The sequence below is a fragment of the Kribbella sp. genome (assembly GCF_035655035.1).
Lineage (GTDB): Bacteria > Actinomycetota > Actinomycetes > Propionibacteriales > Kribbellaceae > Kribbella.
In genome coordinates, this window is the sequence record NZ_DASRVN010000371.1 from 1 (window position 1) to 16,412 (window position 16,412).

Genomic DNA, 16,412 nt, shown 5'->3' on the forward strand with positions numbered 1-16,412 from the left:
ACGTGCCACAGCCGCCGCCACCGGTCGGCGCCGTCGATGGCGGCCGCCTCGTAGTGCTCGGTGTCGATGTTCAGCAGCGCGGCGAGGTAGATGATCGTGCCCCAGCCGGCGTCCTTCCAGATCAGCTGCAGCGTCACCAGCCACGGGAAGAACCCCGGGCTGGTCATCAGGTCGACGCGATGCAGACCGAGGTCGCCGAGCAGCTGCGGGAGCAGGCCGGTGCCACCGATCAGCTGCTGGCTGATCGAGATCAGGATCACCCAGCCGATGAAGTGCGGCAGATACACGACGCTCTGCACGAACCGCTTGAGCTTCGGGCTGACGATGCTGTTCAGCAGCAGCGCGAGACCGATCGGCGCCGGGAAGAACAGCACCAGCTGGAGTACGGCGAACTTCAGCGTGTTCAGCAGTGCGCCGTAGAACGACGGCTCGGCGAACACCGCGAAGTTGCCGAAGCCGACCCACGGGCTCTCCTTGAACCCGAGGTACGGCTGGTAGTCCTGGAACACGATCACGTTGCCCAGCAGCGGCACGTAGTGGAACACCACGAAGAACAGGAAGCCGGGCAGCACCAGCAGCAGCATCACCCGGTCCCGGTGCAGCCGGGCGCGCAGACCGGGGCCGGGCTGCCGGACCGCCGCGGGCCGGCGCGACGAACGGCTGACGCGGTGCATGTTCCTCCCGATGGTAAACGGTTTCTGTCCGATGTGTCAGCAACGATGAAACCTGTACCGCCTTGCTGTCAAGCACTTGCCGGAAGTTCTCTTGACCGAGCTCGGGTTCGATGCTTACGGTTTCTAGTAACCGTTTACTAGGAGTGATCCGTGCCGAAACCTGAAACCGACCCGGGCCGCGGGCCGCGGTTGCGTACGCTCGTCGCGATGCCCGCCGAGACCTGGTCGGAGGTGTTCACCCCCGCTGCCCGCCACCGGCTGGAAGCGGTCACGGACCTCCTCGGCATGCAGCCGGTCGGCGCCCAACCGGTCGGCGCGCGGCCGGTCGGCGCGCAGCCGGGCGATGCGCAGCCGGGCGGAGCCCGCACGGAAGGCGAGTGGGCGGGTGGGGTGCTCGTGAACGTTCCGCGGTTGCGGGGCTCGTTCGCTTCGGTGGCCGGTGAGCTGGCCGACGCCGACGTACTGCTGACCGGGTGGGACTGTCCGCGGATCACCGCCGAGGTACTGGACGCGGCGCCCAAGCTGCGGGCGATCGTGCACGCGGCCGGGACGATCAAGACGTTCGTGGATCCGGTGGTGTTCGAGCGCGGCGTGGAGGTCTCGTCGGCGGCCGCGGCGAACGCGATCCCGGTGGCGGAGTTCACCGTGGCGGCGATCGTGCTGGCGGCCAAGCGGGCGTTCCGGCAGCGGGACTGGTACCGGACCTCCGGCACCAAGCGGCCGTTGCCCGGGGCACCGATCCTCGGCGCGCTCGGTACCACGGTCGGGGTGCTCGGGGCGTCGCGGATCGGGCGGCAGGTGATCGAGCGGCTGCGGTACCTCGATGTCGACGTACTGGTGAGTGATCCGTACCTGAGCCCGGCGGAGGCGGCGGCGCTCGGGGCGCGGTGGTGCGAGCTGCCGAAGCTGTTCGCGGCGAGCGACATCGTCACGGTGCATGCGCCGTTGCTCCCGGAGACGACGGGTCTGGTGACGGGCGACCTGCTCGCCGCGATGCCCGACGGCGGGGTCCTGATCAACACCGCACGCGGTCCGGTCGTGGATCATGTGGCGCTGGAGCGCGAGTGTGTAGCCGGTCGTCTGGACGCGGTCCTCGACGTGACCGACCCCGAGCCGCTGCCACCTGACTCCCCGATGCTCCGGCTCCCCAACGTGTTCGTCACCCCGCACCTGGCCGGTGCCATGGGCAACGAGTCCACCAGACTCGGCGACGCCGCCGTCGACGAGATCGAACGCCTGGCCGCCGGCCATTCGCTTGCCCACGGCATCCACCGCGAAGACCTCGGGCGGATCGCATGACACCGGCGGCTCGACAGTACGTATACGTCCACTGGCCGTTGTCGAAGTCGGCGTTGAGCGTGCGGGTGGTGGGGTAGTAGATGCATACGTCCAGTCGAGCCGCCGATTCCGGGCTGAGGTTGCCGGCGCCGGATCGGGTGGTGTCGTCGCGGACCGGGTACACGCGGGAGACCTGGTTGGCGGTGGCTGATCACCTGCTGGACTCGTTGGTGCCCTGGTTCTCCGAGAGCGGTGCTCAGGTTCGGTTGCCGGGGCGGGGGAGTTGGTCGGGGGCGGACTGTGACGGGTTGGAGGGGTTTGCCCGGTCGTTCCTGCTGGCGGCGTTCCGGATCGCGGCGGGTGCAGCTGATGAGCGGTTGATCGAGCGGTACGCGCGGGGGCTGGTCGCGGGTGCTGGCGGGGAGTGGCCGCGGTTGACGCCGTGTTCGCAGCAGATGGTGGAGGCCGCGGCGATCGCGGTCGGGCTGCACGAGTCGCGGGCCTGGCTCTGGGACCGGCTGGACGGGCGGGAGCAGCAGGTCGTCGTCGACTGGTTGAGCGGGTTCGTCGGGTCGCGGACTTGGGACAACAACTGGCGGCTGTTCCAGGTCGTCGGGGAGCAGTTCCTCGCGTCGGTCGGGGCGCCGTACGCGCAGGACGACATCGACGCGGGACTGGAACGGATCGAGGACTGGTACGTCGGCGACGGGTGGTACTCCGACGGGCCCGGGCAGAACTTCGACCACTACATCGGGTGGGCGATGCACCTGTACCCGGGGCTGTGGACGCGGATGGCCGGACCGTCCGCGGACGGGAGGCTCGCGGTGTACCGGGAACGCCTGCACCGCTTCATCGAGGACGCCGTACATCTGACCGGGTCGGACGGTGCGCCGATCCACTTCGGGCGGTCGCTCTGCTACCGGATGGCGACCGCGGCGCCGTACTGGATGGGTACGCTGCTCGACGCGACACCGCTGACGCCGGGGCAGACGCGGCGGCTGTGTTCCGGGACGCTGCGGCACTTCATCGATCACGGCGTGCCGGACGGACGCGGATTGTTGACAATGGGCTGGCATCACCACTTTCTTCCGGTGACCCAGCCGTACTCCGGACCCGCGTCGCCGTACTGGGCGTCGAAGGGGTTCCTCGGGCTGCTGCTGCCGGCTGAGCACGCGGTGTGGACCGCGCGCGAGGAGGCGCTGCCGTTGGATGAAGGCGATCAGGTGCGCGCGATGCCGGCGCCCGGGTTTCTGATCCAGGCGACGAAGCACGACGGGACCGTTCGCCTTCTCAACCACGGCAGCGATCACGGAGGGGAAGGCGATCCGCATTACAACCGGCTTGCCTACTCGACGCGCACTGGCCCGGAGCTGACTGAGCACGCTGTCGACAATCAGATCCAGTTGGGGACTCAGGGTGGCCGGGTTCAGATCCGGCGGCGCGGTGTGGAGGGGAGTTCGGCGGCGTCGTGGTGGGAGGCGGGAGGGGCGCGGGTCGAGGTCGCGTCGGTGGTGCATGGGCGGATCGAGGTGCGATGTGCGTTGGTGGACGGGCCTGCGGGGGTGGTGAGGCACGGTGGGTATGCGGTTGCTGGTGTCGAGCGTCCGCACGCGGACACCGGTGGACTGTGGGCGCAAGTGACTCGGGTGGATCGGTTGGCGTCGGTCGTGGTGGGGTTGTGGGGGTATGAGCGAGCCGGAGTGCGGCGAGGGCTGGATTGCAACGCGTTCGGGCCGCAGTCAGCGACGCCGTATCTGGAGGCGGAGCACGACGGGAAAGGTCCCCGGGTACTGGTCGCGGCGGTGGTACTGTCCGGCGACACGGTATGGCCGCGGCAGTTGGGTGAGAGCGTCGACGTAGCGGTGAATGGCGCGGAGGTGACCGTGCGGTTCGTGGACGGCACGCGGGCCGTGGTGCGGCTGGGCGAGGAGGTGCAGGATGGCGGAACCGCCGCGGGGGCGGGCGCGCCGGCGTGATCCGGAGGCGGCGCGGACCATTCGGGACGTGGCCGCGCGGGCCGGTGTGTCCACCGCGACCGTGTCTCGTGTTGTCAACGGCAACTATCCGGTCGCGGCCGGGACCCGGACCGCGGTGGAGCGCGCGATGCGGGAGCTCGGGTACGTCGCGAACGCGCACGCCCGGGCGCTGGCCGGGTCCACCACCCGGGTCGTGGGGATCGTCGTCAATGAGATCGTCGACCCGTTCTTCGCCTACATCGCCCGCGGCGTGCAGTCCGAGGCGATCGCGTCAGGACGGCTGTGCCTGGTGTGTTCGACGCAGGGCGACGAGTCGGCCGAGCTGCGGTTCGTGGACCTCCTGCTCGAGCAGCGCGCCGATGCGGTGATCCTGGTCGGCGGCGCGGTCGAGGACAAGGAGTACTTCGCGACGATCGGGCAGCGCGCACAGCAGTTGGCCGGCAACGGCTCCAGCCTGGTGCTCTGCGGGCGTCCCGGCCTGGAGTCCGGCGTACCGGCGTACGCCGTAGACTACGACAACGCCGGTGGCGCCGCGGCGATCACAGATCACCTGCTGAGCGCCGGGCACACCCGGATCCTGTACCTCGGCGGCCCGACGACGCTGTCCACCACGACGGCCCGGGTCCGCGGTTTCCGGCAGGCGTACGCGGCCCGCAAGCTCGACCACGATCCCGCACTGGTCCGTACCGGCGCCTTCGGCCGCCAGTGGGGCCACGACCAGACGTTGCGCGCCCTCGACGAGGGGCTCGACTTCACCGCGGTCTTCGCCGCCAACGACATCGTCGCGGCCGGCGTGTACGCCGCGCTCCGTGAACGCGGCCTGGACATCCCCGGCGACATCTCGGTGGTCGGGTACGACGACGTACCGGTCGCGGTCGAGCTGCAACCGGCGCTGACGACCGTCCGGGTGCCGCTCGAGGAGCTCGGCCGGGCCGCGGTCCGCGCCGGGGTCGCCGGTCAGCAGCCGAGCGCGGACCCGTTCGCGCACCAGCAGCAGGCGACCACACTCGGCACTGTCGTCGTGGTCCGCGACTCGGTGGCACCGCCGCGCTCCCGCTGATCACTCAGCGCTGACGAACCGGCACTTGACATATCCGGTGCCGGGGTCTGAGACTCAGCTCACTTTCGCGATCCGAGAGCGCTCTCACCCCGTCCAGTTCAGGGAGCAACCCCCATGCGGCCGAGTGCCCGCACCGCAGCCGGCCTGCTCGCCGGCGCGGCCCTGCTGATCGTCGCCGCCTGTTCCGGCGGTACCGGTACGACTGCCGCCGACGCCCCGAAGATCGAGCTCACCGTCGCGACCTTCAACGAGTTCGGGTACGCCGACCTGTACGCCGAGTACGAGGCCCAGCACCCGAACATCACGATCGTCGAGCAGCACGCGAAGACCGTCGACGAGCACGTGCGGAACCTGGACGCGAACCTGGCCAGCGGCGCCGGGCTGGCCGACATCGAGGCGATGGAGGTCAGCTGGATCTACAAGTACCTGGCCAAGGCGGACAAGTTCGTCGACCTGCGCAAGTACGGCGCGGACGACCTGAAGGACCGCTGGCTGGACTGGAAACTCGACGGCGCCACCACCACCGACGGGAGGATCATCGGGTACGGCACGGACATCGGGCCGGAGGCGATCTGCTACCGCCGCGACCTGTTCGCGAAGGCGGGGCTGCCGACCGACCGGGCGCAGGTCGCGAAGCTGTTCGAGGACTGGCCGTCGTACTTCGCCACCGGCCGGAAGTTCAAGCAGCGGGTGCCGGGCTCGGCCTGGTACGACTCCGCCGTACTGACCTGGGAAGCGATGCGCAACCAGCTGATCCAGGCGTACTACTCGAACGAGGACCGCTTCCTCGGCGCCGAGAACCCGCTGCTGAAACGCACCTGGGACCAGGTCGTTGCGGGCAGCAAGGACGGGCTGTCGGCAGGGTTGCCCGCCTGGAGCGACGCCTGGAATTCGGCGTTCCGCACCGACAAGTTCGCCACGATGGCCTGCCCGGGCTGGCTGCTCGGCGTGATCCAGGACAACGCGGGGAGCTACGGCAAGGGCAAGTGGGACGTCGCCGACGTGTTCCCGGGCGGTGGCGGCAACTGGGGTGGGTCGTACCTGACCGTCCCGGTGCAGTCGCCGCATCCCGAGGAGGCCGCGAAGCTCGCCGCCTGGCTGACCGCGCCGGAGCAGCAGGTGAAGGTGTTCAAGAAGATCGGCTCGTTCCCGTCCACGCTCGACGCGTACGACGACCCGCAGGTGAAGTCGCAGGTGAACGCGTACTTCAACAACGCGCCGGTCGGGCAGATCTTCGTCGACCGGGCGCGCAGTGTGATTCTCAAGCAGCACAAGGGCCCACGGGACGGCGAGGTCAACCAGATCTTCACCGCCGCACTGGCCCGGGTGGACGCGGGCAAACAGGCACCGGACGCCGCCTGGAAACAGGCGCTCGCCGCGGCCGACAAGGCGGCGAACGTCCGGTTCGGCAGCTGAACATTTCTGCCGACACGCCCCACCCCGGTGGCCAATGACCGACGCGGGATCGACCGGCGAGGTACTACGGTGTGAACGCTGGCCGATCACGTACCGAGGAGGGCCATGAACGAGTCCGGTTCTCCGACGCTGGAGCAGGTCGCGGCGCTCGCCGGGGTGTCCCGGGCGACCGTGTCGCGGGTCGTGAACGGGTCGCCGAAGGTGCTGCCGGACACGGTGGCCGCGGTCGAGCACGCGATCAGCCAGCTCGGCTACGTCCCGAACCGGGCGGCCCGCGCGCTGGTGACCCGGCGTACGGACTCGATCGCGATCGTGGTGCCGGAGCCGGACAGCCGGGTGTTCTCGGACCCGTTCTTCGCCGGCATGCTGAGCGGGGTCAGCCGGACGCTCGCGCCGACGCCCTCCCAACTGGTGCTGCTGATCGAGCCCGCGGAGGCCGATGACCAGCGGCTGCTGAGGTACCTGCGTGGCGGGCACGTGGACGGCGCGATCATCATCAGCCACCACGGCCGCGACAACGTCCTGCAGGAGCTGGCGCAGTTGCCGCTGCCGATCGTGTTCAGCGCCCGGCCGCTCGGCGTCGACGTACCGGTCGCGAGTGTGGACGTGGACAACGTGGCCGGCGCGCGGACCGGCGTACAGCATCTGCTGGACATCGGCCGCCGGAAGGTCGCGACGATTGCCGGGCCGCTCGACATGACCGCGGGGATCGACCGGCTGACCGGCTACCAGGAAGTGATGAAGGAGGCCGGCCTGCCCGCGATGATCGGGTACGGCGACTTCACCGCGGACGGCGGCGAGCAGGCGACGCTGCGGCTGCTGGACGAGCACCCCGACCTGGACGGGCTGTTCGTGGCCTCCGACCTGATGGCGACCGCCGCGCTCCGGGTGCTCTCGCAGAACGGCCGCCGGGTCCCGGCCGACGTGGCCGTGGTCGGCTTCGACGACTCGGTGCTGGCCACCACGACCACCCCGAAACTCACCACGGTCCGGCAGCCGGTGGAGCAGCTCGGTGCCCGGCTGGCCGAGATCCTGCTCGCGAAGATCGGCGGCGCCGACCACACCGTTCCGGAGATCTACAGCACCGAGCTGGTGATCCGCGACAGCGCGTGACCGGTGCGCTCCCCGGTGGTAGCGTCGAAAGGCGGACCATGAGGAGGGGAGCCCATTGGTCCAAGCTGACAGCGGTTCTTCCGGTTGGCGTCCGACCAGGTCGTCGACGATTGCGGTGGCGCTCGGACTGGTCGTGGGCGCACTGATCACCGCCGTCGTCTTCCTCGCCGTACGGGACAACCGGACCGTACCGGCTGCCGCCGCCGACAGCGGTACGGCGATGTGCGCCGCGGTCCCGGTGGCGAACGAGGTGCTGCCGTCCGTCGTCACGATCGCCGCGCAGCGGGGCAACCAGAGCGGTACCGGGTCCGGGCAGGTGTTCCGGGACGGTGGGTACATCCTCACCAACGACCACGTGATCTCGGTCGCGGCTGGTGCGGGTGGCGCGGTCACGGTCCGGTACAGCGACGGGCACACGTCCGGCGCGACGATCGTCGGGCGGGATCCGAGTACCGATCTCGCCGTACTGAAGGCCGCCGACGGCGCGAAGGGCTTCCCGGTGATCGCGCTCGGGTCGTCCGCGGCGCTGCAGGTCGGCCAGCCGGTGGTCGCGCTCGGCGCACCGCTGGGACTCAGCAGTACGGTCACCACCGGCATCGTCAGCGCGCTTGACAGGTACGTACCAGTGTCGGGCGAAGGCGTGACGCACCACCTGATCGGCGCGATCCAGACCGACGCCTCGATCAACCCGGGCAACAGCGGCGGCGCGCTGGTCGACTGTGCCGGGCATCTGGTCGGCGTGAACGCGGCGATCGCCACCGTGCCGAACGCGAGCGGCGTGTCCGGCGGCGGCAGCGTCGGGCTGGGCTTCGCGATCCCGGTCGACATCGCGAAGGAGGTCGCCGGCCAGCTGATCAGCACCGGCCGTCCCGGGCATCCGACGACCGGGCTGCAGGTGCAGACACTGCCGCAATCCCAGCAGCAGCAGGGATTGTTCGTGCTCGCGTCCGAAGGTCCGGGCGCCGCGGCCGGGCTGCGCGCCGGTGACGTGATCACGAAGATCGACGGCCAGGCCGCCACGAACAGCGAGCAGCTCGTCGTCGCCACGCTGACCCGCAAGGCCGGCGACACGCTGAAGCTCGACTACGTCCGCAACGGGGCCGCGGCCAGTACCACCCTCACCCTCGCCGCCTCCTGAGCGGCCTCCTCCTGCAAGTGGACCTGACCACTTGTTGACACTTTCGCTGGACATGAGCGCAAAGCTTGCCTATTCTCCCATCATTGGTCCGTACCAGTTGGGAGTCCAAGGATGAACGTGAAGGCAGCCGGGCTGGCCCTTGCCCTCGCCGCCGGCATCGCGCTGGCGGGTTGTGCACCCAGTACCGGGTCCAAGACCGGTGGCAGCGCCGGAGCCGCGGGCAGTGGCAGCGGGACCGTGAAGATGGTGCTGTGGCCCGGGCCCGAGGGGGACGCCATGGGCAAGGTGGTCGAGGCCTACAACGCCGGGCAGGGCGCGAAGGACAAGATCAAGGTCGACATGACCCTGCTGTCCCGCCAGGACACCTTCTCCAAGGAAGCCACGCTGATGGCGGCGAAGTCGAGCCAGCAGGACATCTACTTCGTGGCCAGCTACAACGTCGGCCAGTACGCGAACTCGCTGGAACCGCTGACGTCCGTTGACGCGAGCAACTACTTCCCGGTCGCGGTCGACGGGCTGAAGTACCAGGGCAAGCAGTACGCGCTGCCGCTGGACGTGTCGAACCACTTCCTGCTGTACCGCAAGGACCTCCTCGACGCGCTGCTGGCGACGAAGAGCCAGTGGCCGGCGTACCAGGCCGTGGCCGCGAAGGCGATCGGCGAGAAGCGCGACCCGAAGCCCGCCACCGAGTGGGACTGGCAGGACTACGTCGCGATGTCGGCGTGGTTCAGCAAGACCGCGAACCCGGGCTCGCCGACGCAGTACGGCACGATCCTGCAGGCCAAGAACCTGCTCTACAACACGATGATCTGGGACGACGTGCTCTGGGGCTCGGGCGGTTCCTGGACCACCAAGGACGGCAAGGCGAACCTGAACACCGATGCCGCGAAGAAGGCGGTCGGGGTCTACAGCACGATCTACAAGAACGGCTGGACGTCGAAGGACAGCTCGCAGGCCGAGTTCCCGGAGACGCAGGCCGCGCTGAAGGCCGGTACGACGGCGTTCGCGCTGCAGTGGTCCGCCGGCTTCGCGGAGCTCAACGACAAGACCAAGTCGCCGCTGGTCGCGGGCAAGATCGCGATCGCGCCGGTGCCCGGACACAAGACCCACGTGCATGCCCTCGCGGTGGCGCTGAACAAGTACTCCGGCAACAAGGACGCCGCGAAGAAGTTCCTCGACTACCTCGCCACGCCGGACGCGATGACGGCGTACGCCAAGGCTGGCGGCATTCCCGCGATGCCCTCGGTGCTGAAGGCGAACACCGCGATCAACCCCGCGTTCGGGCAGATCGCGGAGTCGATCGACAAGTACGGCTACTCGGTGCCGGTGTTCCCGAACACCTTCGAGGCGTACAGCAAGCTCGCCGAGTCGCTGAGCGGCGCCTGGGTCGGCCAGCAGGACGCCGGGACCGCCGTACAGACGGCGAACACCGCGCTGCAGAAACTCCTCGGGTGAGCATGCGCACCACGTCCCGATTCTCGAAGTGGGTACTGGGTTCGCCGCTGATCGTGTTCGCACTGATCTTCGTGGCGTACCCGGTGTACCAGGGCATCCAGACCGGCTTCTACGGCCTCTCTCTGCAGAACCCGGACACCGCGTTCACCGGCCTGGAGAACTTCCGGACGGTACTGACCGATCCCGGGTTCTGGTCGGCGGCGAGGTTCACCGCGCTGTTCGCGTTGCTGGTGACCGCGATCGAGACCGTGCTCGGCTTCGGCCTGGCGCTGCTGGTGAACCGCGAGTTCCCCGGCAAGAAGGTCTTCTTCACGATGCTGCTGGTACCGATCATGGTCGCGCCGGCGCTGCTCGGCGTGATGTTCCGGTTGCTGCTGAACGGTGACATCGGGCTGGTCCCGGACGTCCTGCGCAGCGTCGGTCTGGACGTCTCGCTGTTCGCGCCGAACACGGTGGTCCCGCTGCTGGTGCTGCTCGATGTCCTGCAGTGGACGCCGTTCGCGTTCCTGGTGATGTACGCCGGCCTGCAGTCGTTCCCGACCGACGTACTGGAGGCCGCCCAGGTCGACGGGGCCGGGCGCTTGCGGACGATTCGGTCGATCGTGGTGCCGATCATGAAGCCGATCATCTTCGCGGCGATCTTCCTGCGGCTGATCGACGCGTTGCGCACCTTCGACGTGATCTACGTACTGACCGCCGGCGGACCGGGGACGAAGACCACCACGATGAGCATCTACATCTACAAGACCGCGTTCGAGTCCGGGCGGTTCGGCCTGGCGGCGGCCGCGTCGGCGATCGTGATGGTCGTGCTGCTGCCGTTCGTCCCGCTGTTCGTGAAGCGGATCGCGAACCCGAACGGGGACACCCGATGATCGGCCGCAAACGGCGGTTGTGGGGGACCACGATCGCGGTCGGGCTGATCGCGATCGTCGTCAACGTGCCGTGGTTCAACGCGCTGTTCGTCAGCTTCCGGTCCGACGGCGACATCTCGCGGGGTGCGACCGCGGTCGGTACGCCGACCACCGCGCACTACGCGAACGCGCTCGGCGCGGCCGGGTACGACTTCCCGCGGTTCTTCCTGAACTCGGCGCTGATCGCGCTCGGCGCCGTCGTCCTGGTGCTGGCGATCGCGATCCCGAGTACGTACTCGGCGATCCGGCTCGGGTTCGGCGGCCGGTTCGTCATGAACGCCTCCAGCGGGCTGCGGCTGCTGCCGGCGATCTTCTTCGCGGTCCCGTACTTCCTCTTGATGTCGAACCTCGGCCTGCTGGACACGGTCCCCGGGCTGATCCTCGCGAACACGTTCCTGAACCTGCCGCTGGCGATCATCCTGCTGTCGGCCGGTTTCCGCGACGTACCGGTCGAGGTCGAGGAGGCCGCGAAGGTGGACGGCGCGAACACGTACCGGATCCTGTACTCGGTGCTGATGCCGATCCTGGCGCCGTCGCTGGTCGCGGTCGCCGTACTGGTGTTCATCTTCTCCTGGAACGACTACCTGTTCGCGCTGGTGCTGTCCTCGTCGAACGCGACCCCGATCACGCTCGGCGCCGCGAACTTCGTGACCAGCACCGGCATCCGCTGGGGCGACATCTCGGCGACGGCTATCCTCTCAACCCTGCCGCCGGTGCTCTTCGCCGTTTTCGCCCAGCGGTACCTGGTCAGCGGCCTCGCGGCCGGTGCGGTGAAGGGGTGACCATGTCACAGAGGCCAGCAGAGCGGACCAAGTACGAACAGGTCGCGGACGAGATCGCGCGGCGGGCCGGGGAGTTGCAGCCGCACGACCACCTGCCATCGGAACGCGATCTGATGCAGCAGCTGGACGTCAGCCGGATGACCGTGCGGCGCGCGATCGAGCAGCTCGTACGGCGTGGGCAGGTCTACCAGGTGCACGGGTCCGGGACGTTCGTCGCCGATCCGGACGTGGTCACCAAGACGCTCCGGCTGACCAGCTTCACCGAGGACATGCAGCAGCGCGGCCTGGCGCCGTCCACGACCGTTCTCCGTACGGCGGTGCAGCCGGCGCCGGACGACATCGCCCGGCGGCTGCGGATCGAGCCCGGCGCGGACGTCCTCGTGCTGGAACGGCTGCGGCTCGCCGACGGTACGCCGATGGCGCTGGAGTCGGTGCATCTGCCGGCGATGGGAACGGACTGGTCGGCGTTCGATCCGTCCGCCTCGCTGTACGCGCAGATGAGCGCGGCCGGGATCACCGTGGAGCGGGCCGCGCAGTCCATCCACGCGGTGAACCTCGACCGCGACCAGGCGTACCACCTCGACCAGGCGGTCGGCGCCGCGGCGCTCCAGGTCACCCGCGTCAGCTATACCGAGGCCGGCGTACCGGTGGAGCTCGCGGAAACCATCTACCGCGGCGACCGCTACGGCTACGACGTCGTGATCAACCGAGCCGCCCAGTGACATCCGGGATCCTCGTCGCCGACATCGGCGGAACCAAGATCGCCGCCGCCCGGGCCGACGCCACGGGTGCACTCTGCACGGAGATCGTCCAGGTGCCAACTCCGTCAGGAGGCGGAGGGGCGGAGGCGCCGCCTTCGGCTGGTTGCAGAGGGGCGGGAGCGTCCGCTCCTTCCGCAGGGGCGGCGCAGGTTGTCGAGGCGGTTGCCGGGTTGTTGGGGGAGTTGCGGGAGCCCTCGGATGTGGCTGTGGGGATCTCGGCTGCGGGTGTCGTGGACGTTGGCGCCGGGAAGGTGCTCACCGCGACCAGCAGTATTGGTGGGTGGGGTGGGACGCCGCTTGCGGAGGTTGTGAGTGGGCGGCTCGGGTTGCCGGTGCGGGTGATCGGTGACGGGAACGCGTTCGGGATCGGGCTCTCGGTCGAGTACGGCGTACCGGATCTGCTGGCGCTGGTCGCGGGGACCGGGATCGGCGGCAGCCTGATCCTGGACGGGGAGCCGGTGCTCGGCGCGCACCACGCCGGCGGGCACTTCGGGCATGTGGTCGCGGGCGAGGCTGCCGGAATGCCCTGTCCCTGCGGGCGGATCGGCCATCTCGAGGCGGTGGCCAGCGGCTACGGGATCCTCGCCTGGTACCACGCCCACGGCGGCGACCCCGAGGTGACGACGACCCGCGAGCTGACCCGTCGTACGGACGAACTGGCCGAACAGGCAGTGCGGACCGGCGGTACGGCGTTGGGTGCCGCGGCGGCCGGTCTGGTGAACGCGATCGACCCGCAGCTCGTCGTCGTCGCGGGCAGCGTCGCCCGCGCGGGTGAGGTGTGGGAGTCGGCACTGCGGACGGCGTACCGCGACGGCCTGATCCCGGCCGTCGCGGAGACCCCGCTCGAGGTGTCCGGTGGTGGTGCGGAAACGGCGCTGCGCGGAGCAGCCCACTACGTGACGAGGAGGATGACGGCATGATCGCGCGTACGGGGGACCGGCTCGCCGCGCTCGAGGGGCGGCTGGTGGTGTCCTGCCAGGCGTACCCGGGCGAGCCGATGCGGTCACCGGTCATCATGGCGGCCGTCGCCCAGGCGGTCGTGCAGGGTGGCGCGCACGGGGTCCGGGCGCAGGGCATCGAGGACCTGAAGGCGATCCGCCCGCTGGTCGACGTCTGCCTGATCGGCCTGGTGAAGCGTGGTTCGGACGGCGTCTTCATCACGCCGACGGTCGCGGACGCGGTGGACTGCGTGGCTGCCGGGGCGGACATCGTCGCGCTCGACGGCACCGCGCGGCCCCGGCCGGACGGCGAACCGCTGGCCGCGAGCGTCGCCGCCGTCCACGAACGCGGCGCGCTGGTGATGGCGGACTGTGGCAGCCTGGACGACGCGCTGTACAGCATCGAGGCCGGCGCGGACTGCGTCGGCACCACGCTGGCCGGCTACACCGGCGCCCGCCCGGTGAGCCGCGGCCCGGATCTGGAGCTGCTCGCCGAACTCGTTGGTCGCGTCAACATTCCGGTGATCGCCGAGGGCCGGATCCGCAACCCCCAGGACGCCCAGGCCTGCCTCAGGGCCGGCGCGTACGCGGTCGTCGTCGGCACCGCGATCACCCACCCGGCCCGGATCACCCGCACCTTCGTCGAGCAACTCCACGCCTGATCGCACCCCGCGGCCGGAAGAATCGGTACGGTAGACCTTCGGCAGCGTGAGGACCGGAGGGTGCGCGGCGGATGAGTGACCACGAGATCCGGATTGCCCTGGTACTGAACGGAGGCGTCAGCCTGGCGGTCTGGATGGGCGGGGTGACGCACGAGCTGGACCTGATCCGGCGGGCGTCCGGCGGGTCCGGCGCGCCCGGGCCGCAGCGGTACGACGCGGTGATCGCGGACCGCTGGCGGGAACTGTGCCGCCGCGGCGAGGAGCAGCGGCGGATCGTCGTGGACGTGATCGCCGGGACCAGCGCCGGCGGGCTGAACGGGTCCTTGCTGGCGACCGCGATCGCGAACGGCTCGACCCTCGACCCGGACGGCGACAACGGCCCGTGGCTGCGGCAGAAATGGGTCGCGCTCGGGTCGCTCGACGTCGGCAAGCTGGTGCCGTCCGCGGGCGTGAAGTCGCCGTCGGTGCTGGACGGCAAGTACTTCCTCCGGCAGGTCGAGGGGCTGCTGAAGGATGTCGCCGACGCGGGCAAGAGCGCGGCCGAGGAGCCGGTGACGTTGTTCGTGACCGCGTCGGGGCTGGGCGTGCAGCAGTTCGAGGCGAAGGACGCGGCCGGCCAGGCGTTCGTCGTACCGGATCATCGGTATCTGTACGGGTTCACCAGCGAGGACGCGCCGACGTACGACGGGGCGCGGCGGCGGTTCGTCACCGAGGACAAGAACGGGCTGAAGGACACCGAGCTGCTGGCGCGCGCGGCGCGGGCGTCCGCGTCGTTCCCGGCCGCGTTCGGTCCGGTCCTGGAGACGCCCGAGCTGGCCGCGCAACCGCCACGGCTGCGACCTGGTCCGGCCGAGGCCGGCGCCTGGCTGATCGACGGAGGCGTGCTCGACAACGCCCCGTTCGGTCCGGTGCTCGACGTCGTCGCCCGGCGTCCGGTGACCAGCAAGGCGACCCGGTACGTGCTGTACGTCGTACCGTCCGCGGGGATCGGGCACGCGTCGACCGCGCTGCCCGCGGCGAAGGAGCCGAGCTGGCGGGTGTCGGCACTGTCCGCGGTGCAGTTCCCGCGCGAGGTGGACTTCCGGTCGGACGTCGAGCAGCTCGAACGCCTGCTGCTGGAGGCGGACGCGTCCTGGTCGGACACCCAGCGGCTCTTCGACCGTTGCCTGGAGCAACCAGATGAGCGGATCCGGCTGCGGGCGGCGGCCGCGGCCCTGCAACCGGCGTACTCCCGGGGCCGCGCGGCCGGCGGGGTGTGGGAGGCGGTGACGATCGCGAGCCACGACCAGTCGACCGTACTGGACGCGGCGACCGCGCTGTCGGAGTCCGAGATCGACGAGGTACTGCGGACCGAGCACCCGTGGGTCCCCGGGCCGGACGGGTCGACGACCCTGCTGCAGGAGGACGCCGACGGTACGCCGCGCTGGCTGTGGGGGACCGGTGCCGCGGAGCGGATCGTCCGGTTGATCCTGCGTTCGTTGCGGACCCAGATCAGTACGGCGCCCCGGGTGGGACGTGCCGGGCTGGAGAAGCGGCTGACCGCGGCGAGCGACTGCCTGCTGAAGGTGCAGGCGGTCCGCGACGCGCTCGACGTACAGCTGGCGGCCGCGCATCTCGACCTGCGGCCGGCGGGTGGCGCGGAGGCGGTCGCGGTCGGGCTGAACGACATCTTCGAGCAGTTGCAGATCCAGCGCTCGCTCGGCGACGCGTTCGCCGCGCTGGTCAAGAGCGTCGGCGAGGAGCTCGTGGACATCGCGCTCGAGGTCGAGATCGTGTCCCGGTGTACGTCGGCGCGGACGCCGGAGCAGCGCAGCGCGCCGTTCCAGTTCCTCCGGCTCGGGCCGGACATCCCGCTCGCGGTGCTCGACGACCTGCAGGAAGGCTCGATCGCGAACGGGCTCAACGACCGGATCCTGTACGGCACCCAGGTCGGGCACTTCGGTGCGTTCGGTGCCGCGGACTGGCGGCGGTGGGACTGGCTGATGGGCCGGCTGCACTGCGTCGCGCACCTCGGCGCGATGCTCGGCGCGGACGCGGACTGGATCCGCGAGACCCAGCACCAGGTGCTGCAGGCCGAGGGCTGGCAGCTGGACGCGGTCGCCGAACGGATCGAGCGGCTGGCCAGGGACTTCCCGGTCGACGCCGGGATGGGCGCGTTGCTGACGATGCGGGACGAGCTGAACGCCTCGCCCGAGGGACGCGCGATCACGAAGGGTCTCGCGGACCGGATGGTCGAGGTGTCGGGCGG

14 protein-coding genes are annotated in these 16,412 nt (G+C 70.0%); 13 read left to right on the top strand and 1 reads right to left on the bottom strand.

The genetic code is table 11. From position 1 onward, the window contains the following. Window positions 1-674 (bottom strand): ABC transporter permease subunit (locus VFF46_RS20790; RefSeq protein WP_325038829.1); only part of this gene is annotated, 674 nt, incomplete at its 3' end. A 150-nt stretch (window positions 675-824) separates the two neighbouring features. Between VFF46_RS20790 and VFF46_RS20795 the strand changes: the two genes are divergently transcribed. The 13 genes from VFF46_RS20795 to VFF46_RS20855 all read left to right on the top strand — a co-directional run. Continuing rightward, entirely contained in the window at window positions 825-1,973 is a 1,149-nt protein-coding gene (locus VFF46_RS20795) for a hydroxyacid dehydrogenase (RefSeq protein ID WP_325038830.1), read from the top strand. A gap of 80 nt (window positions 1,974-2,053) precedes the next feature. Beyond that, complete coding sequence (locus VFF46_RS20800; RefSeq protein ID WP_325038831.1) at window positions 2,054-3,928, top strand: DUF2264 domain-containing protein; 1,875 nt, start codon at window positions 2,054-2,056, stop codon at window positions 3,926-3,928. After that, entirely contained in the window at window positions 3,891-4,988 is a 1,098-nt protein-coding gene (locus tag VFF46_RS20805) for a LacI family DNA-binding transcriptional regulator (RefSeq protein WP_325038832.1), read from the top strand. Before VFF46_RS20800 ends, VFF46_RS20805 begins: the two co-directional genes overlap by 38 nt. A gap of 114 nt (window positions 4,989-5,102) precedes the next feature. Then, window positions 5,103-6,404, top strand: coding sequence for an ABC transporter substrate-binding protein (locus VFF46_RS20810; protein WP_325038833.1), 1,302 nt, complete (start codon window positions 5,103-5,105; stop codon window positions 6,402-6,404). A gap of 105 nt (window positions 6,405-6,509) precedes the next feature. Next, entirely contained in the window at window positions 6,510-7,517 is a 1,008-nt protein-coding gene (locus VFF46_RS20815; RefSeq protein ID WP_325038834.1) for a LacI family DNA-binding transcriptional regulator, read from the top strand. Between the two features lie 115 nt (window positions 7,518-7,632). Further along, the gene (locus tag VFF46_RS20820) at window positions 7,633-8,655 is read left to right on the top strand and encodes a S1C family serine protease (RefSeq protein ID WP_325038835.1); all 1,023 of its coding nucleotides are present in this window, start codon (window positions 7,633-7,635) and stop codon (window positions 8,653-8,655) included. A 111-nt stretch (window positions 8,656-8,766) separates the two neighbouring features. After that, window positions 8,767-10,110: an extracellular solute-binding protein gene (locus VFF46_RS20825; protein WP_325038836.1), complete on the top strand. Its 1,344-nt coding sequence runs from the start codon at window positions 8,767-8,769 to the stop codon at window positions 10,108-10,110. 2 nt (window positions 10,111-10,112) lie between these two features. Beyond that, on the top strand, window positions 10,113-10,982 hold the full coding sequence (locus VFF46_RS20830; protein ID WP_325038841.1) for a sugar ABC transporter permease: 870 nt from the start codon (window positions 10,113-10,115) through the stop codon (window positions 10,980-10,982). Next, window positions 10,979-11,803: a carbohydrate ABC transporter permease gene (locus VFF46_RS20835; RefSeq protein ID WP_325038837.1), complete on the top strand. Its 825-nt coding sequence runs from the start codon at window positions 10,979-10,981 to the stop codon at window positions 11,801-11,803. The genes VFF46_RS20830 and VFF46_RS20835 overlap by 4 nt, the downstream gene beginning before the upstream one ends. A 2-nt stretch (window positions 11,804-11,805) precedes the next feature. Further along, window positions 11,806-12,525, top strand: a complete 720-nt coding sequence (locus tag VFF46_RS20840) for a GntR family transcriptional regulator (RefSeq protein WP_325038838.1) — start codon at window positions 11,806-11,808, stop codon at window positions 12,523-12,525. Window positions 12,526-12,770: 245 nt separating this feature from the next. Further along, complete coding sequence (locus VFF46_RS20845) at window positions 12,771-13,484, top strand: ROK family protein (RefSeq protein ID WP_414673078.1); 714 nt, start codon at window positions 12,771-12,773, stop codon at window positions 13,482-13,484. Next, window positions 13,481-14,164, top strand: a complete 684-nt coding sequence (locus VFF46_RS20850) for an N-acetylmannosamine-6-phosphate 2-epimerase (RefSeq protein WP_325038839.1) — start codon at window positions 13,481-13,483, stop codon at window positions 14,162-14,164. The genes VFF46_RS20845 and VFF46_RS20850 overlap by 4 nt, the downstream gene beginning before the upstream one ends. A gap of 71 nt (window positions 14,165-14,235) precedes the next feature. Continuing rightward, a partial coding sequence (locus VFF46_RS20855; protein WP_325038840.1) for a DUF3376 domain-containing protein occupies window positions 14,236-16,412 on the top strand: 2,177 nt, incomplete at its 3' end.